The sequence below is a fragment of the Cellulosimicrobium sp. AB352 genome, from assembly GCF_049538415.1.
GTDB classification, from domain to species: domain Bacteria; phylum Actinomycetota; class Actinomycetes; order Actinomycetales; family Cellulomonadaceae; genus Cellulosimicrobium; species Cellulosimicrobium funkei.
The window spans coordinates 40,818-55,606 of sequence record NZ_JBMVFX010000006.1; the positions used below are offsets into that span (position 1 = coordinate 40,818).

General features: G+C 73.9%; 8 protein-coding genes. 4 read left to right on the forward strand and 4 right to left on the reverse strand.

The features are described 5' to 3' along the window. Positions 1-2: 2 nt before the first annotated feature. Positions 3-635, reverse strand: a complete 633-nt coding sequence (locus ACPCUX_RS05905) for a hypothetical protein (protein ID WP_396050108.1) — start codon at positions 633-635, stop codon at positions 3-5. A gap of 152 nt (positions 636-787) precedes the next feature. Here ACPCUX_RS05905 and ACPCUX_RS05910 point away from each other — a divergent pair, with 152 nt between their 5' ends. Then, positions 788-1,825, forward strand: a complete 1,038-nt coding sequence (locus ACPCUX_RS05910) for a GlxA family transcriptional regulator (RefSeq protein WP_114553495.1) — start codon at positions 788-790, stop codon at positions 1,823-1,825. Between the two features lie 46 nt (positions 1,826-1,871). Here the strand turns inward: ACPCUX_RS05910 and ACPCUX_RS05915 are convergent, their stop codons facing one another. After that, a complete protein-coding gene (locus ACPCUX_RS05915; RefSeq protein ID WP_423388355.1) occupies positions 1,872-4,193 on the reverse strand; it encodes a glycoside hydrolase family 65 protein in 2,322 nt (773 codons plus the stop codon). Between the two features lie 535 nt (positions 4,194-4,728). Here ACPCUX_RS05915 and ACPCUX_RS05920 point away from each other — a divergent pair. From ACPCUX_RS05920 to ACPCUX_RS05930, 3 genes are all read left to right on the forward strand, one after another. Next, on the forward strand, positions 4,729-5,877 hold the full coding sequence (locus ACPCUX_RS05920) for a multicopper oxidase domain-containing protein (protein ID WP_081896028.1): 1,149 nt from the start codon (positions 4,729-4,731) through the stop codon (positions 5,875-5,877). A gap of 105 nt (positions 5,878-5,982) precedes the next feature. Continuing rightward, on the forward strand, positions 5,983-9,984 hold the full coding sequence (locus tag ACPCUX_RS05925; protein ID WP_423388356.1) for a ThuA domain-containing protein: 4,002 nt from the start codon (positions 5,983-5,985) through the stop codon (positions 9,982-9,984). 115 nt (positions 9,985-10,099) lie between these two features. Then, positions 10,100-12,577 carry an OmpL47-type beta-barrel domain-containing protein gene (locus ACPCUX_RS05930; protein WP_423388357.1) on the forward strand — a complete coding sequence of 826 codons (2,478 nt, stop codon included), beginning with the start codon at positions 10,100-10,102 and terminating at the stop codon, positions 12,575-12,577. 349 nt (positions 12,578-12,926) lie between these two features. Here ACPCUX_RS05930 and ACPCUX_RS05935 read toward each other — a convergent pair whose 3' ends face one another. Together ACPCUX_RS05935 and ACPCUX_RS05940 are read right to left on the reverse strand one after the other, a co-directional pair. Further along, the gene (locus tag ACPCUX_RS05935; RefSeq protein ID WP_423388358.1) at positions 12,927-13,562 is read right to left on the reverse strand and encodes a glycosyltransferase; all 636 of its coding nucleotides are present in this window, start codon (positions 13,560-13,562) and stop codon (positions 12,927-12,929) included. A 141-nt stretch (positions 13,563-13,703) separates the two neighbouring features. Further along, positions 13,704-14,645, reverse strand: coding sequence for a hypothetical protein (locus ACPCUX_RS05940; RefSeq protein ID WP_423388359.1), 942 nt, complete (start codon positions 14,643-14,645; stop codon positions 13,704-13,706). Positions 14,646-14,789 lie beyond the last annotated feature (144 nt).

Sequence of the window (14,789 nt, forward strand, 5' to 3'; positions counted from 1 at the left end):
TCTCAGCGGACGGCGGCGAGGGCGAGGCAGCCCAGGCCGAGGACGACGTCGAAGTACAGGCACGCCTCCGCCATCGGCCGGGGGACGACCTCGCCGCGCCGGTGGTGGACGACGTCCCACGCGGCGTGGCCGGCCAGGGTCAGCCCTGCCACGACGAGACCGATGCCCGGGTCGACGGCGAGCGCCACCACAGCGAGGGACCCGTAGCCGAGGAGTGCGGCCGCCTGGGGGAGCGTCGGTCGTGCTGCGCCGCGCGCGACGCCGATCCCGAGCAGCACGAGCGCGGTGAGCCCGATGCCGGCCCACCAGGGGATGCCCGCCACCTCGCTCGCGACCACGACGAGCGAGGCGCCGAGGACGCTCACCCAGGCGACCCAGGGGCGTCCGAGCGCTGCTGCGGCCACGTAGCAGAGCGCGGCCGCGCTCACGCCGATCGCCAGGGTGGTGCGGTCGGCCACGCCGATCGCGAGCAGCAGGACGGCGACGCCGAGGCCGAGCGCGGCGGGCCAGCGGGCCGCGACGGCCCGGGCGGCGCTCGTCCCGCTGCTCGTCCCCGTGCTCGTCCCGGTGCTCGTCCTGCGCGCGGTTCCGGAGCGCGGTCCGGTGGTCTGCGGGGCGGTGCGTGGAGTGCTCATGACGTCCTCGTCTCTCGTGGCGGTCGCGGTCGGGCGACCGCGCTCTTTTTGGGAGGACCAGCCTCACCCTGGGGCCGCGGTACTCCCCGGGGGTATCGTGGACGGTGTCCGGATCCGTGGACCGGACGTCGGGAACCCGGGGGTGACGGCTCATGGCGGAGCGGTTGGTGGCGGTCGTCGGCTACGCCGGCGCGGAGCTCCTGGACATCGCGTGCGTGACCTCGACGCTCGTCCTCGCGAACCGTGTGGGCGCTGCACCGCCCTACCGGGTGGTGCTGCTGACCCCGGGCGGGCGACCCGTCGCGTGCGACTCGGGCCTCACGCTCGCGAGCCACGGCTCCCTCCAGCGGTGGGTCGAGCCGGTCGACACGGTCGTCGTGACCGGAGGGCTCGGCCACGAGGAGGCCGGTGCCGACCCGCTCGTCGTCGCGCACGTGCGCCGGGTGGCCGCCCTGAGCCGCAGGGTCGCGTCGGTCTGCACGGGCGCGACCGTCCTCGCGGCGACGGGTCTCCTCGACGGGCGTCGTGCCACCACGCACTGGCGCTACGCCGACCGGCTCGCGCAGGAGTACCCCGCCGTCCGCGTCGACCCGGCGCCCATCTACGTGCGCGACGACAACGTCTACACGTCGGCGGGCGTGACGAGCGCGCTCGACCTCACGCTCGCGCTGGTCGAGGAGGACAACGGTCCGGAGCTCGCCCGCAGGGTGGCCCGCGCGCTCGTGACGTACCTCCAGCGTCCGGGGAACCAGGCCCAGATGAGCGTCTTCACGGCGGCCCCTCAGGTGCGGGACGCATGCGTCCGGGCCGTGGTCGACCTCGTCGCCGCGCGGCTCGACGGAGACCTCTCGCTCCCCGCCCTCGCCGCCCACGCGGGCGTGAGCCAGCGGCAGCTCACGCGCCTGTTCGTCCGGCACCTCGGCCGCACGCCGGCGCGGTACGTCCGGCGAGCCCGGACCGAGGCGGCGGCCCATCTGCTCGCGTCGACCGACCACCCGGTCACCACCGTCGCCCGCGAGTGCGGCCTGAGGTCCGCGGAGGCGCTGCGGCAGGCGTTCGCCGCGGAGTACGGCCTCGCGCCCTCGCAGTACCGGGCCGCGCACCGGCGTGCCGGGCGCCTCGTCCCGCCGGGCGGGACCGGTCCGGGAGCCGCCGGGCTCCGCGGCGCGCAGGAGCGGCTGCCGACGTAGCGGACCTCCGCGTACGGCCCACCGGGCCCGTCGCGGGGACGTCCACCTACGGGGCGGCGAAGAGCGGTGCGCGCCCCGGCGGCTGCGCGGGCGGCGGGTCCTGGATCCCGGCGAGCAGCGGTCGCTCGAGGACCGGGTGCTCGGGCGTGAGCTCGAAGGGCTCGTCGTCGTGCACGACCCGCAGCCGCTCGCCGGACTCGAGGCGGTACGTGACGCCGTCGGGCCGGACCTCGACGCGCGCCCGGGCGTCGCCGTGGTGGACGGCGAGCGCGAGCCGCGTGAGCCGGGACGGGAGCCGGGGGGCGAGGCGGAGCCCGTCGTCGTCGTGCCGCAGCCCCACGATGCCCGTGACGACGGCGGTCCAGGCGCCCGCGAGCGACGCGACGTGCAGCCCGCCGTCGGTCGAGCCGCGCAGGTCGCACAGGTCGAGGAGCGCGCACTCGCGCGCGTAGTCGTACGCGAGGTCGACGTAGCCGATCTCCGCGGCGACGACCGCCTGCACGGGCGCCGAGAGCGACGAGTCGCGGACGGTCAGCGGCTCGTAGTAGTCGAAGTCGCGGCGGCGCTGCTCGGGCGTGAACTCCTCGGGCGCGGCGTGCAGGGCGAGCACGAGGTCGGCCTGCTTGACGACCTGCCGCCGGTACAGCTCGACGTAGTGCACGTGGTCGTCGAGCGGGAACCGCGCGGTGCCCCGCGACTCGAAGTCCCAGGGGGCGTGCCGCGTGAAGTCCTGCGACTGCTCCGTCACGCCGAGCTGCGCGTTGTACGGGACGACCATCCGGTCCGCCGCGCGCCGCCACTCCGCGCGCTCGTCCGGGGTCACGTCCAGCCGCGCCGCCTGCTCCGGGAACCGCTCGCACAGCTCGTCGGCCGCGCGCAGGTTCTTGCGCGCCATGAGGTTCGTGTACGTGTTGTTGTCCACGACGGCGGTGTACTCGTCGGGCCCGGTCACGCCGTCGATGCGGAAGCCGGCGGCGGTGTGGTGGCCGCGCCCGGCCCACAGCCGCGCGGTCTGCACCACGAGGTCGACGACGACGTCCCGGGCGAGCTCGTCGTCGTGCGTGGCGGCGACGTGCCGCACGGCGGCGAGCGCGACGGCCGACGAGACGTGGAACGCGGCGGTGCTCGCGGGCCAGTAGCCCGACGACTCGCGGCCGCTGATCGTGCGCCACGGGAACGCCGCGCCGGGCAGGCCGAGCTCGGCGGCCCGCTCGCACGCGTGGGGGAGGGTGGTGTGCCGCCAGCGCAGGTGCGCGGCCGCGGCGTCGGGCAGCACGTGGTCCAGCACGGGGAGTACGAACGTGTCCGAGTCCCAGAAGGCGTGGCCCGCGTAGCCGGTGCCCGTGAGGCCCTTCGCCCGCACGCCCACGCCCTCGACCCGCGCCGACGCCTGGACCACCTGGAACAGGCTGTGCCGCAGGGCCTGCTGCATCTCGTCGTCGCCGTCGAGCTCGACGTCGCCCCGGTCCCAGACCGCGGCGAGGGCGTCGGCCTGCTCGCGCTCGAGCGCGTCCCAGCCCGCGTCGACGGCCGCGGCGAGCACGGTGTGTGCGTGCGCGGGGAGCGCGTCGGCGTCGGCGCCGCCCGCGTAGGCGGCGAGGACGACGACCTCCAGCCACTCGTCGGCGCGCAGGTCCACGGTGAGGACGGCGGCGCCGCCGCGGTGGTGCCAGCGCGGGCGGACGCCGTCCGCGGCGTCGACGAGGTGCGCGGTCTCGGCCGCGACGCCGCGCTCCGAGCGCACGGTGCGCTGGCGCACCGACGACCCCTCGGCGTCGTGCCGGCACGAGACGGTGACCAGCCCGGGTGCCTCGCGGCCGGGGTCCTGCCCGCCGTGCCCGCAGCCGGGCACCGGACGCAGGGTGACGGTGACGTCGTCGTGCGCGTGCACGCGCCAGCGCGACGCGACGACCTCGCGGCGCGAGAGCGGCACGAGCCGCTCGTTGTGCAGCGTGACGGTCCCGCCCGACGGCGCGGTCCAGCGCAGCTCGCGCCGCAGCACGCCCCGGCGCAGGTCGAGCACGCGCTCGTGCGCCTCGACCGTGCCGTCGGGTCCGGCGGGGTCGGCGGTCCGGACGTCGACCGGCTCCCCGTCCACGGACCAGCCGACCCGCCACGCGTCGACGACCGGCACGAGGCGCTCCTCGACCTCGGGGTAGGCGTACGCGCGCTCCGCGTAGGTCTGCTCGAACTCCTCGTGGACGGAGGCGACGAGGGTCGAGGGGTCGTCGTCGGGGTCCGCCTCGTCGAGCGTTCCGCGGACGCCGACGTACCCGTTGGCGAGGGACAGGAGGGACGCGGCCGTGGCCGGGTCGTCGACGTCGAGGGCCGACTCCCGGACGGACCACGCGGGGAGGTCGTGGGTCACGCGGTCACTCCACCACGACGCCGTGTCGCACACCCGTCCGGGGCGTGCTCGAGCCCCGTCCAGGGCCGCTCCGGAGACAAGTGTCGATCGGCCGTGGACTTTTGCTTGTTGTCGACACAACTTTCGCCTACCTGTTGACATCCATGCACTGACTGCGGTGTCATGAACCTCGTTGCCCCTGGAACCGACCAGGGGGCCGGACGTCGGCGCAGGGGAGCCCGTCGTCCGGACCGAGAGCCGGACGGTACGCACCGACGCGTACCCCGGCGGGGCCACGACGGCCCTGGACCTCGCCCCACGGCCGGTCTCCCACCGGCCCGGGTCGAGCCCCGCACGACCGAGCAACCTCTCGACCCTCTGCGACCGCGGGACACCCCCGCACCACCCAGTCCTGCTGCTCAGAGTCCCCCCGCACCACCTCGGGGAGCCTCCGCGCGCCCGAGCGCGCCGGCACGCGGGGCGGCGACCGCCGTCCCGCCGGTCCGGCGCGCCACGGACCGCCCGGACGACCCCGTACGCCCGGAAGGAGTCCCCCATGCCCGACCCGACGACCGAGACGGCGCCGAGGCCGCTCTCGAGGCGGGCCCTGCTCGCCGGGGCCGGCGTCGTCGCTGCCAGCCCCGCCGCCGCACTCCTGCTCGGAGCCGGCGGCAGCGTCGCCGCGGCGCCCCCCGCCGCCGCCGCGACGACCGTCACCGCAGCCACCGGCGTCCGCAAGATCACCATGTACGCCGAGCGCATCTCCGACACCCTCGTCGGCTACGGGCTCGAGCGCGGCAAGGCGACCGTCCCCGGGCCCATCCTCGAGATGTGGGAGGGCGAGACCCTCGAGATCACGCTCGTCAACACGACGGACAAGCGCCTGTCGATCCACCCGCACGGCGTGAACTACGACGTCAACAGCGACGGCAGCACGTTCAACAACTCGTTCAACGAGCCGGGCGAGACGCGGACGTACACGTGGTCGACGGTCAAGATGGCGCGCGACCGCGGCATCTGGATGCCCGGCAGCGCGGGGTACTGGCACTACCACGACCACGCGTGGGGCGAGCACGGCACGCAGGGCCTCGCGGCGGGCCTCTACGGCGCGCTCGTCGTGCGCCGGGTCGGCGACGTGCTGCCGCAGAAGCAGTTCACGATGGTCTTCAACGACATGACCATCAACAACAAGGTCGCGCCGGACACGCCGATGTTCGAGGCGAAGCTCGGCGAGCGCGTCGAGTTCATCTGCATCGGGCACGGCAACCAGCTCCACACCTTCCACCTCCACGCGCACCGCTGGGCGAACAACCGCACCGGCCTGCTCGCGGACCAGTACGACCCGAGCCAGGTCGTCGACAACCGGGACCTCAACCCGGGCGACGCGTTCGGGTTCCAGGTCGTCGCCGGGCTCGGCGTCGGACCCGGTGCGTGGATGTACCACTGCCACGTCCAGTTCCACTCCGACGGCGGCATGGCGGGCATCTTCCTCGTGCGCAACGCCGACGGCTCGATGCCGCCGGGCGCCCAGGAGTCGATCGACCGCTTCCAGGGTCACGGCAGCCACACCATGTCGGCCCCGTCCGGGGCCGCGCCGTCCGGCGCCGCCGCGACGACCAGCGCCCCGGCCACCGCCCCCGGCGGTCCGGCCGCCGGTGGCTCCGGGCCGGCCGTCGTCGACCTCACGGGCCACGCCGGCCACTGACCGTCCGCCGGTGAGGTGGGGCGGGCCGTCGGCCCGTCCCGCACCCGGCAGGACCCGCTCCCGGCCCGTCCGGGGGCGTCGCACCGATGACGAAGGAGTTGGAGAGTGCTTTCCAGACGATCGACACCCCCCACGAGGGGGCGCTCCCGACCGGGGGCACTACGGGCCCTGACCGTCGGCCTGACGGGCGTCGCGCTCGTCGCGAGCGCCGCCGTCCTCCCGGCGGCGGCCCAGACCGGCGCCACCGCACCGACCACCGCGGTCAGCGCGGGCGGGTCCCTCGCGGCGGGGTCCGTCGCCGCCGCGCCGGCCGCCGCAGCCGCGCCCGTGCGCGTGCTCGTGTTCCACGGCGCGCCCGACGAGCAGACCGACCCCGTCGTCGACGCGACGGCGGCGCTCACCGAGATCGGGGCCGCCAACGGCTTCGAGGTCGAGGCGACGTCCGACCCGGAGATGATCAGCGCGGCGACGCTCGGCGAGTACCGCGGCGTCGTCATGCTCTCCGCGGAGGGCATCGAGCTGAGCGGCGAGCAGGAGGCCGCCCTCCAGGCGTACATCAACGGCGGCGGCGGCTTCCTCGGCGTGCGCGACGCCGCGCGCTCGCAGGAGGCCTCGAAGTGGTTCGAGGGCCTCGTCGGCGCCCGGATCAAGGGCGCCACGATGACGGCGGAGAAGGTCGCCGAGGCGACCGGCACCGGCCGCAGCCCGGCCGCCGAGACGCCGGCCAAGGCCGTGGACGGCGACCCCAACACCAAGTGGCTGACGTTCGCCCGCACGGGCCAGCTCACGCTGCGCATGGAGCAGCCCGTCGCGGTGGTGAAGTACGGCATCACGTCGGCGAACGACTCCGCGGGCCGCGACCCGAAGAACTGGAAGCTCCAGGGCTCGACCGACGGACAGACGTGGGTCGACCTCGACACGCGCGCCGACGAGGACTTCCCGCAGCGCTTCCAGCCGCGCACGTTCGACGTCGCGAACGAGACCGCGTACGGCTGGTACCGGCTGGACGTCACCGCGAACTCCGGCGACGCCGAGATCCAGCTCGCGGAGCTCTCGATCTTCGGCCCCGACTCCGTCGAGCAGCCCGACCCGGAGATCCCGCTCGAGGAGCGCACGGTCGACCTGGTCGACCGCCAGCACCCCGCGACGGCGGACCTCCCGCTCACGTGGGACCGCGAGGACCGGTGGCTCGACTGGGCCGACGACCCGACCGGTGACGTGCACACGGTCGCGACGCTCGAGCCCGGCCCCGACGCCGGCCCGACGACCAACCCGTTCCAGCCCGTCTCGTGGTGCCGCGACTACGACGGCGGCCGGTCGTTCTTCACCGGCATGGGCGGCACGCCCGAGAGCTGGGCGGACGCGACGTTCCGCGAGCACCTGCTCGGTGCGCTCCAGTGGACGACGGGCGTGGTGCGCGGCGACTGCCAGGCGACCATCGCATCGAACTACAAGGCCGAGCGCCTGTCCCAGGTGAACACGGCCGGCACGCTCGACCAGAACGGCGAGCAGCACGGCCTGACGATCGCGCCCGACGGCACGGTCTTCTACATCGGCCGCGGCGCCTGCCCGACCGGCCCGATCGTCCCGTGGAGCGACCCGAACGTGGGCCTCGGCTGCGGCACGATCCACCAGTGGGACCCGGAGACGGGTGAGGCGAAGCTGCTCACGACCCTCGACGTCATGGGCAACCGCGGCAGCGGCGACGAGCTCGTGAAGAACGAGGAGGGGCTGCTCGGCATCGTGCCCGACCCCGACTTCGCGACCAACCACTGGCTCTACGTGTACTGGATGCCGCACGAGAACATCGACCGCGAGCGTCGCGTCGGCTACCGGACCGTCTCGCGGTTCACCTACGACCCCGAGACGCCGACGATCGACCAGAGCACGCGCGTCGACCTGCTCGAGTGGGAGACGCAGATCCACAGCTGCTGCCACGCGGGCGGCGGCATGGCGTTCGACAGCGAGGGCAACCTCTACATCGGCTCGGGCGACAACAACTCGTCTGGCGGGTCGAACGGGTACTCCGGCAACAACTGGACGCAGGAGTTCGCGGGCATCAGCTTCCAGGACGCGCGCCGCACGTCGGGCAACACGAACGACCTCAACGGCAAGATCCTGCGGATCCACCCCGAGGACGACGGCACGTACACGATCCCCGACGACAACCTGTTCCCGGTGGGCGAGTACCCCGCGGACAAGACGCGCCCGGAGATCTACGTCATGGGCGTGCGCAACATCTCGCGCCTCCAGATCGACCCCGACACCGACTGGCTGACGGCGGCCTGGGTGGGCCCGGACGCCGGCAGCCCGAGCCCCGAGCTCGGCCCGGCGAAGTACGAGACCGCGACGATCATCACGTCCGCGGGCAACCAGGGCTGGCCCTACTGCATGGGCAACAAGCAGCCGTACCGCGACCGGAGCAACGAGGACGCGAGCGTCCTCACCGGCTGGTACGACTGCGACAACCCGAAGAACACGTCGCCCCGCAACACGGGCCTCGTGGACCTCCCGCCGGTACGGAACAACATGATCTGGTACTCGCCCTCGGGCGGCGGGCCGGTCTTCCCGGACCGCGGCAACGGCATCCCGACGTACGAGGACGACGAGGCGACCTACACCATCCCGTGGCTGCGGGGCGGCGGCCAGGCCGTCATGTCCGGTCCGACGTACCGCCAGTCGCAGGTCGACCCCGAGTCCGACGTCGCGTGGCCGTCGTACTGGGAGGGCAAGTGGTTCATCGGCGACCAGTCGAACTCGAACAACCGCGTCGCGGTGACGGTCGACCCGGAGAACCTGGACGCCCCCGTGTTCATGGAGGACCTCCGCCAGATCATCCCGGGCGGTCGTGGTGACGGGCTGCTCCAGAGCTGGATGGACGCGAAGTTCGGTCCGGACGGCGCGCTGTACCTGGTCGACTACGCGGGCGGCTTCTTCAGCCTCGACCCGAACCAGAAGCTCATGCGGATCACGTACCAGGGCGGGGCCCCGACCCCGGCCCCGGCCGCGTCCGCGACGAGCATCCAGGGCGACCCGCTCACGGTGCAGTTCACGGGTGCGCGGTCCGGCGGCGTCTCCTACCTGTGGGAGTTCGGCGACGGCAAGACCTCGCGCCAGGCCAACCCGAAGCACAAGTACCCCCGCATCGGGACCTACGAGGCCAAGCTCACCGTCACGTACGCGGACGGCTCGACGGCCACCGTCACGACCGACGGCTCGCCGTCGTGCACCCTGCCCGACGAGCGCGAGACCGTGTTCTTCGGCGACGTCGACTCCACGGTCGAGAACCTCGACCTCGGCGCCTGCACGATGAACGACCTGTTCCAGGACGAGAAGGAGTGGCGCACCCACGCCCGGTTCCTGGCGCACGTCGAGTCGGTCGCGAAGAGCCTGTACGACGACAGCCGCATCGACGAGCGCGAGCGTGCTCGCCTCGTCGACGCCGCGGCGCGGTCCCAGATCGGCGTGGACCCGGGCGGGTACCGCACGATCTTCGACGGCACGCAGGAGTCGCTGTACGACTGGTTCCAGGCACCGAGCGGCAAGTTCACGCTCGAGCCGGGCGGTTCGCTGAAGTCGAGCGGCGGTCTCGGGATGCTCTGGTACGCGGGCGAGGAGCTCGGGGACTTCTCCGTGAAGCTCCTGTACCGCGACGTCTCCGCGGGTGACCACCACGCCAACACGGGCGTGTTCACCCGGTTCCCGAACCCGAACGACCCGGGCGACGTGCCGTGCGCGGCCAACCAGTCGCCCGCGTGGGTCGCGATCTCGTGCGGTCACGAGATCCAGATCTACGACGGTCCGACGGGCGAGCCGCAGAAGACCGGCTCGGTCTACAACTTCGACCCGCTCGGCCTGAACACCGGCGGCGAGAAGCCGAAGGGCGAGTGGAACGAGTACGAGATCCGGGTGGTCGGCCAGCAGTACACGATCATCCGCAACGGCGTCGTCATCAACGAGTGGGAGAACACCCCGGGACAGCAGTCGTCCCGTGCCGGTGACCCGCCGACCGACCTGCGCCAGTTCGACAGCGGGTTCATCGGGCTCCAGAACCACGGGAACGCGGACCTCATCGAGTTCCGCGACATCCGGGTCGCGGACCTGTAGCACCGCCGGGCGGGGGCGGCCGGCCAGGCCGTCCCCGCCCGTACCCGCAGTCCGACCGAGCCCCCAGAACCACCCCCAGAACCTTCCCGAGACACCCCCCGAGGAGTGCACCCTCATGGAACGACGTACCAGTCCCGGCGGCGTCCGCCGCCGCGGCGCGCGGCGGTTCCTCGCCGCCACGGTCGCCGGGCTCACCGCGACGACGGTCCTCACCGTCGCCCCGGCGTCCGCGTCCCCCGCAGGGACGGCAGCGCCGTCGTCCGTCTTCTCCGTCGCCGACGCCACCGTCGCGGCCGAGCAGGTCCTCACGTGGACCGCGGACAACAGCGTGACCGACTACAAGGCCTTCCCCGCCACGGCCGAGGCGGGCCCCGCCACGATCGTGTTCGAGAACAGCATGGCGACCGGCAGCACGTTCGGCATGAGCCACACGCTCACGTTCGACACGTCGTCGCCCGGCTACAACCACGACGTGAACCTCAACATCCTCGCGAGCCCGTTCGACGCGAACGGCGGGCGGCACGAGGCCCAGGTCACCTTCACCCCGGGCAAGTACCGCTACTTCTGCGCGATCCCCGGGCACGGCGAGATGTGGGGCGAGCTCGTCGTCACCGACGGCGGCACCGGCGGCGAGGACACCACGGCCCCGTCCGTGACCGCGCTCGTCACCGGCGAGCAGGACGGCGACGGCGCCTACGTGGGCGGCGCGACCGTGACGCTCGACGCGACCGACGACGACTCCGGCGTGGCCGGGGTCGAGTACGACCTCGACGGCGCGGGCTGGCAGGCCTACACGGAGCCGTTCGTCGTCGACGCCGTCGGCGCGCACACACTCCAGTTCCGCGCGACCGACGCCGCGGGCAACACGTCCGAGGCGCAGACCGCGACCTTCACCGTCGTCGAGGGCGACGTCGAGGAGGACACGACCGCCCCGGTCGTCGAGCCCATGGTCATGGGGCAGCAGGACGAGGACGGCGCCTACGTCGGCACCGCCGCGTTCATGCTGCACGCCACGGACGAGGGCTCGGGCGTCGCGTCCGTCGAGTACCAGGTCGACGGCGGCGCGTGGCTCCCGTACACGACCACGGTGCCGTTCACCGAGGTCGGCGAGCACACCGTGTCGTTCCGGGCGACCGACGTCGCGGGCAACGTGTCCGAGGTCGGCTCCGTGACGTTCACCGTCGTCGCCGGCGGCGGCGAGGACGACACGACCGCGCCGACCGTCACCGCCGAGGTCACCGGCACGCAGGACGGCAACGGCGCGTTCGTCGGGTCCGCCACGGCGACGCTCACCGCGACGGACGACGCGTCCGGCGTGGAGAGCGTCGAGTACGACCTCGACGGCGCCGGCTGGCAGCCGTACACCGAGCCGATCGTCGTCGACGAGCCCGGCGAGCACACGCTCGTCTACCGGGCCACCGACGTCGCGGGCAACGTCTCCGAGGAGACCGTCACCGAGTTCGTCGTCGTCGCGGAGGCCGAGGAGGACACCACGGCCCCCGTCGTGGCGACCGAGCTCAGCGGCCAGCAGGACGAGGACGGCGCCTACGTCGGCTCCGCGTCCGTGCTGCTCACCGCCACGGACGACGGCTCGGGCGTCGCGACCGTCGAGTACGACCTCGACGGCACGGGCTGGACCGAGTACACCGGGGCCGTCGTCGTCGACGAGCCCGGCCGCCACACGCTCGCCTACCGCGCGACCGACGTCGCGGGGAACGTCAGCGAGCCGGCGACCGTCACGTTCGACGTCGTCGCGGGCCAGGGCGGCGACACCGTCGCCCCGACCGTCGACCACCGCGTCATGGGCGGCGACAAGAACGAGGCCGGCGAGTACCTCGACAACGTGTTCGTGCGTCTCCTCGCGAAGGACGCGGACTCCGGCGTCGCGTCGGTCGAGTACCAGCTCGACGGCGGCGAGTGGACCCCGTACGCCAAGCAGATCTCCGTGCGGACCCCCGGGTCGCACACGGTGACCTACCGCGCGACGGACGTCGCGGGCAACGTGTCCGCCCCGAAGACGGTCACGTTCGTCATCGCGGGCGGCGAGGAGCCCGGCGGCGACACCGACGGCCCCGTCGTCACGGCGGGCGTCAGCGGCAGCCGCACGCGCGACGGCGACTTCGTCGCGAGCGCGCGCGTCACCCTCACGGCGGTCGACGAGGAGTCCGGCGTGGACCGCATCGAGTTCCAGGCCAACGACGGCGCGTGGCAGCGCTACGCGGCCCCGGTCGCGTTCGCGGCCGACGGCCAGCACGTGGTCCGCTACCGCGCGGTCGACGGCGTCGGCAACGTCACGAGCGGCGAGGTGACCTTCACGGTCCTCAAGCTCGTGCGCGACCGCTGCGTCGGGTCGGACATCCGTCCGACCGTCATCATCGACGGCCACGACAGCACGGTGCAGAACTACGACGACGGCACCGGCTGCACGGTCAACGACCACGTCGCCGAGAACGACGAGTACGCGACGCACCGCGAGTTCGTCGACCACGTGAGCCTCGTGACCGAGGACCTCGTCCTCGACGGCGTCCTCGACGACGCCGAGCGGGACCTCGTCATCACGGCGGCCCAGCTGTCCGACATCGGTCGCCGCTGACAGCACCCGTCCCACCAGCACGTCCGACCGGCGAAGGCCCGGACCCGCTCCCTCCAGGAGCGGGCCCGGGCCGTCGTCGTCCCCGGGCCCCCTGGGCCCGCCGGACACCCCCGGCCCGTTGGACACCCCCGGCCCGCCGGACACCCCCGGCCCGCCGGACACCCCCGGTCGCCGGACACCCCCGGTGCGCCGAGCACGACGTTGCTGTCGCCATGGGAGGGATGCCGACGACAAGGTCGTGCTCGACCGCGCGCAGGGTCGTGCTCGGCCTGCCCCGCGGGGAGGGGCGCGCCGCGCGCCGACGGGCTGTGGGCGGGACGGCCAGGCTGCCCGACGTCGCGCGGCTGGGTCAGGCGGGCGGCTCGCCGTACACCGGGCGGACGAAGGCCAGGACGATCCCGAGCCCGCCGCGCTGGGCGAGGCGCGCGCGGTCCTCCGGGTGGTCGAGCAGGTGCCGCAGGACGCGCGCGACCGCCTCTGGGTCCGTCACGACCACGGGGTCGGGGTCCGGCCCGTGCGCGGGCCGGCCCTGGAGCAGGTCCTCGCCCTCCGCGTGGCGCGACCGCGCGCCGTCGCACAGCTCGACGCGGAGCGACGGGCGCCCCTCGCCCGGGACGACGTGGACGCGCGCGACGTCGTCCCACCGCACGACGACCCGGACCACCTCCGCGCGGCCCACCGGCAGCTCGACCTCGTGCGGCCGCAGCACGACCGCGTGCTTCGACGGCCCGCGCACGTACGCCAGCAGCCCGCCGCCGAAGGCGAGGGCGACGATGCCGATCAGGGCGGCCGCGAACCCCTCGTCGTTCCGCAGGAGCCACACCGCGAACGCCACCGCGCCACCGCACAGCGCGAGCAGGATCAGCAGCACCGCGAGGTAGTCGACGACGGGCGTCAGGCGCTCGCGACCGCGCACGCCGCCCCGCACGGCGGTCCACACCATCGTCGGCCGGTACGGCTGCCGGGGTCGGCGGCTGCTGCTCACGGAGGACAGTCTGCCGGGTCGGCGCCGAGCACGACGTTGCTGTCGTTCTCACGGCGATACCGCCAGCAACCTCGTGCTCGGGGTCTCGGGGTCTCGGGGTCTCGGGCGCTCGGCGGCTCGGCGGGCCGTCGAGCGGTCGGTTCAGGAGCCGAGGAGCATCCGCTTGGCGGCGGTGAACTCGTCGTCGGTGAGGGAGCCCGCCGCGTGCAGGCTCGCGAGCTCGGCGAGCGCCGCGGCGACGCCGTGCTGCACGGTCACCTCGGGGGTGCCCGCGCCACGGGTCATGCGGGTCGTCGTGTACGTGGTGGTGGACGAGGACGACGAGCGCGTGGGCGAGCCCCACGCGGGGGCGTCCGCGTCGGTCGTCGGGTCGTCGGCGACCGGCGCGTCGGCGACGGTCGCGCCCGCGGCCCGGGCGGCGTCGTGCAGCGCGCGCGTGCGGTCGCGGCGGGCCTGCACCACGACCCGCTCCCCGGGCAGGCGCCAGACGACCACGGGGTCGCCGGTCTGCGGGACCTCCGACGGGAGAAGGTTCGTGACCGGGGCGAGGCGCGTGACCGTCGTCGTCAGCGCCCCGTGCCGCACGCGCACGGCGCAGTGCGCGACGCCGCCCGACTCCGTCCGGTCCGTGACCGACGCCGTGACGACCCCGGCCTCGCGCGTCGCCGCCAGGCGGTCGCGGTGGTACTGCGCGTAGAGCGGGGCGTCGTCGCGCGACCGGCGCAGCGACCGCGCGTAGCCCGCCCACATCGGGCCGAGGAAGACCCACGGGAAGATCGTCCACACGACGTTCCAGAACCACGGGAAGAAGCCGTCGTGGTCCCATGCGTTGACCGTCACGAGCCAGACGAACCCGCCCGACAGCAGCGCGAGCAGCACCCCGTTCCGGATCTTCGTCCCGACGCCCGACGGCGGCTCCATGAGCCCCTCGGGCGTGCGCGGCAGGTCGTCGACCGATTCGTCGTTGCCCACCAGCCGCAGGATGGCCTTCGGGTCGGCGGTCTTGCGCGCGAGCGCGGCGGACGGCGGCAGGGGCGATTCGTCGTGCGGGGCGGACGGCGCCCCCGTCGTGTGGTCAGACATCACCCCGATCCTACGATCGCCCCGCCCCACCCAGACCGCCCGCCCCGGTCCTACCCACCCCTCTCCAGGCGAACACGGGGATGGCGACCTCTTGCGGCTGTTTCTGGTCGGCAACCCCGTGGTCGACGGGCGGTGAGGGCGTGG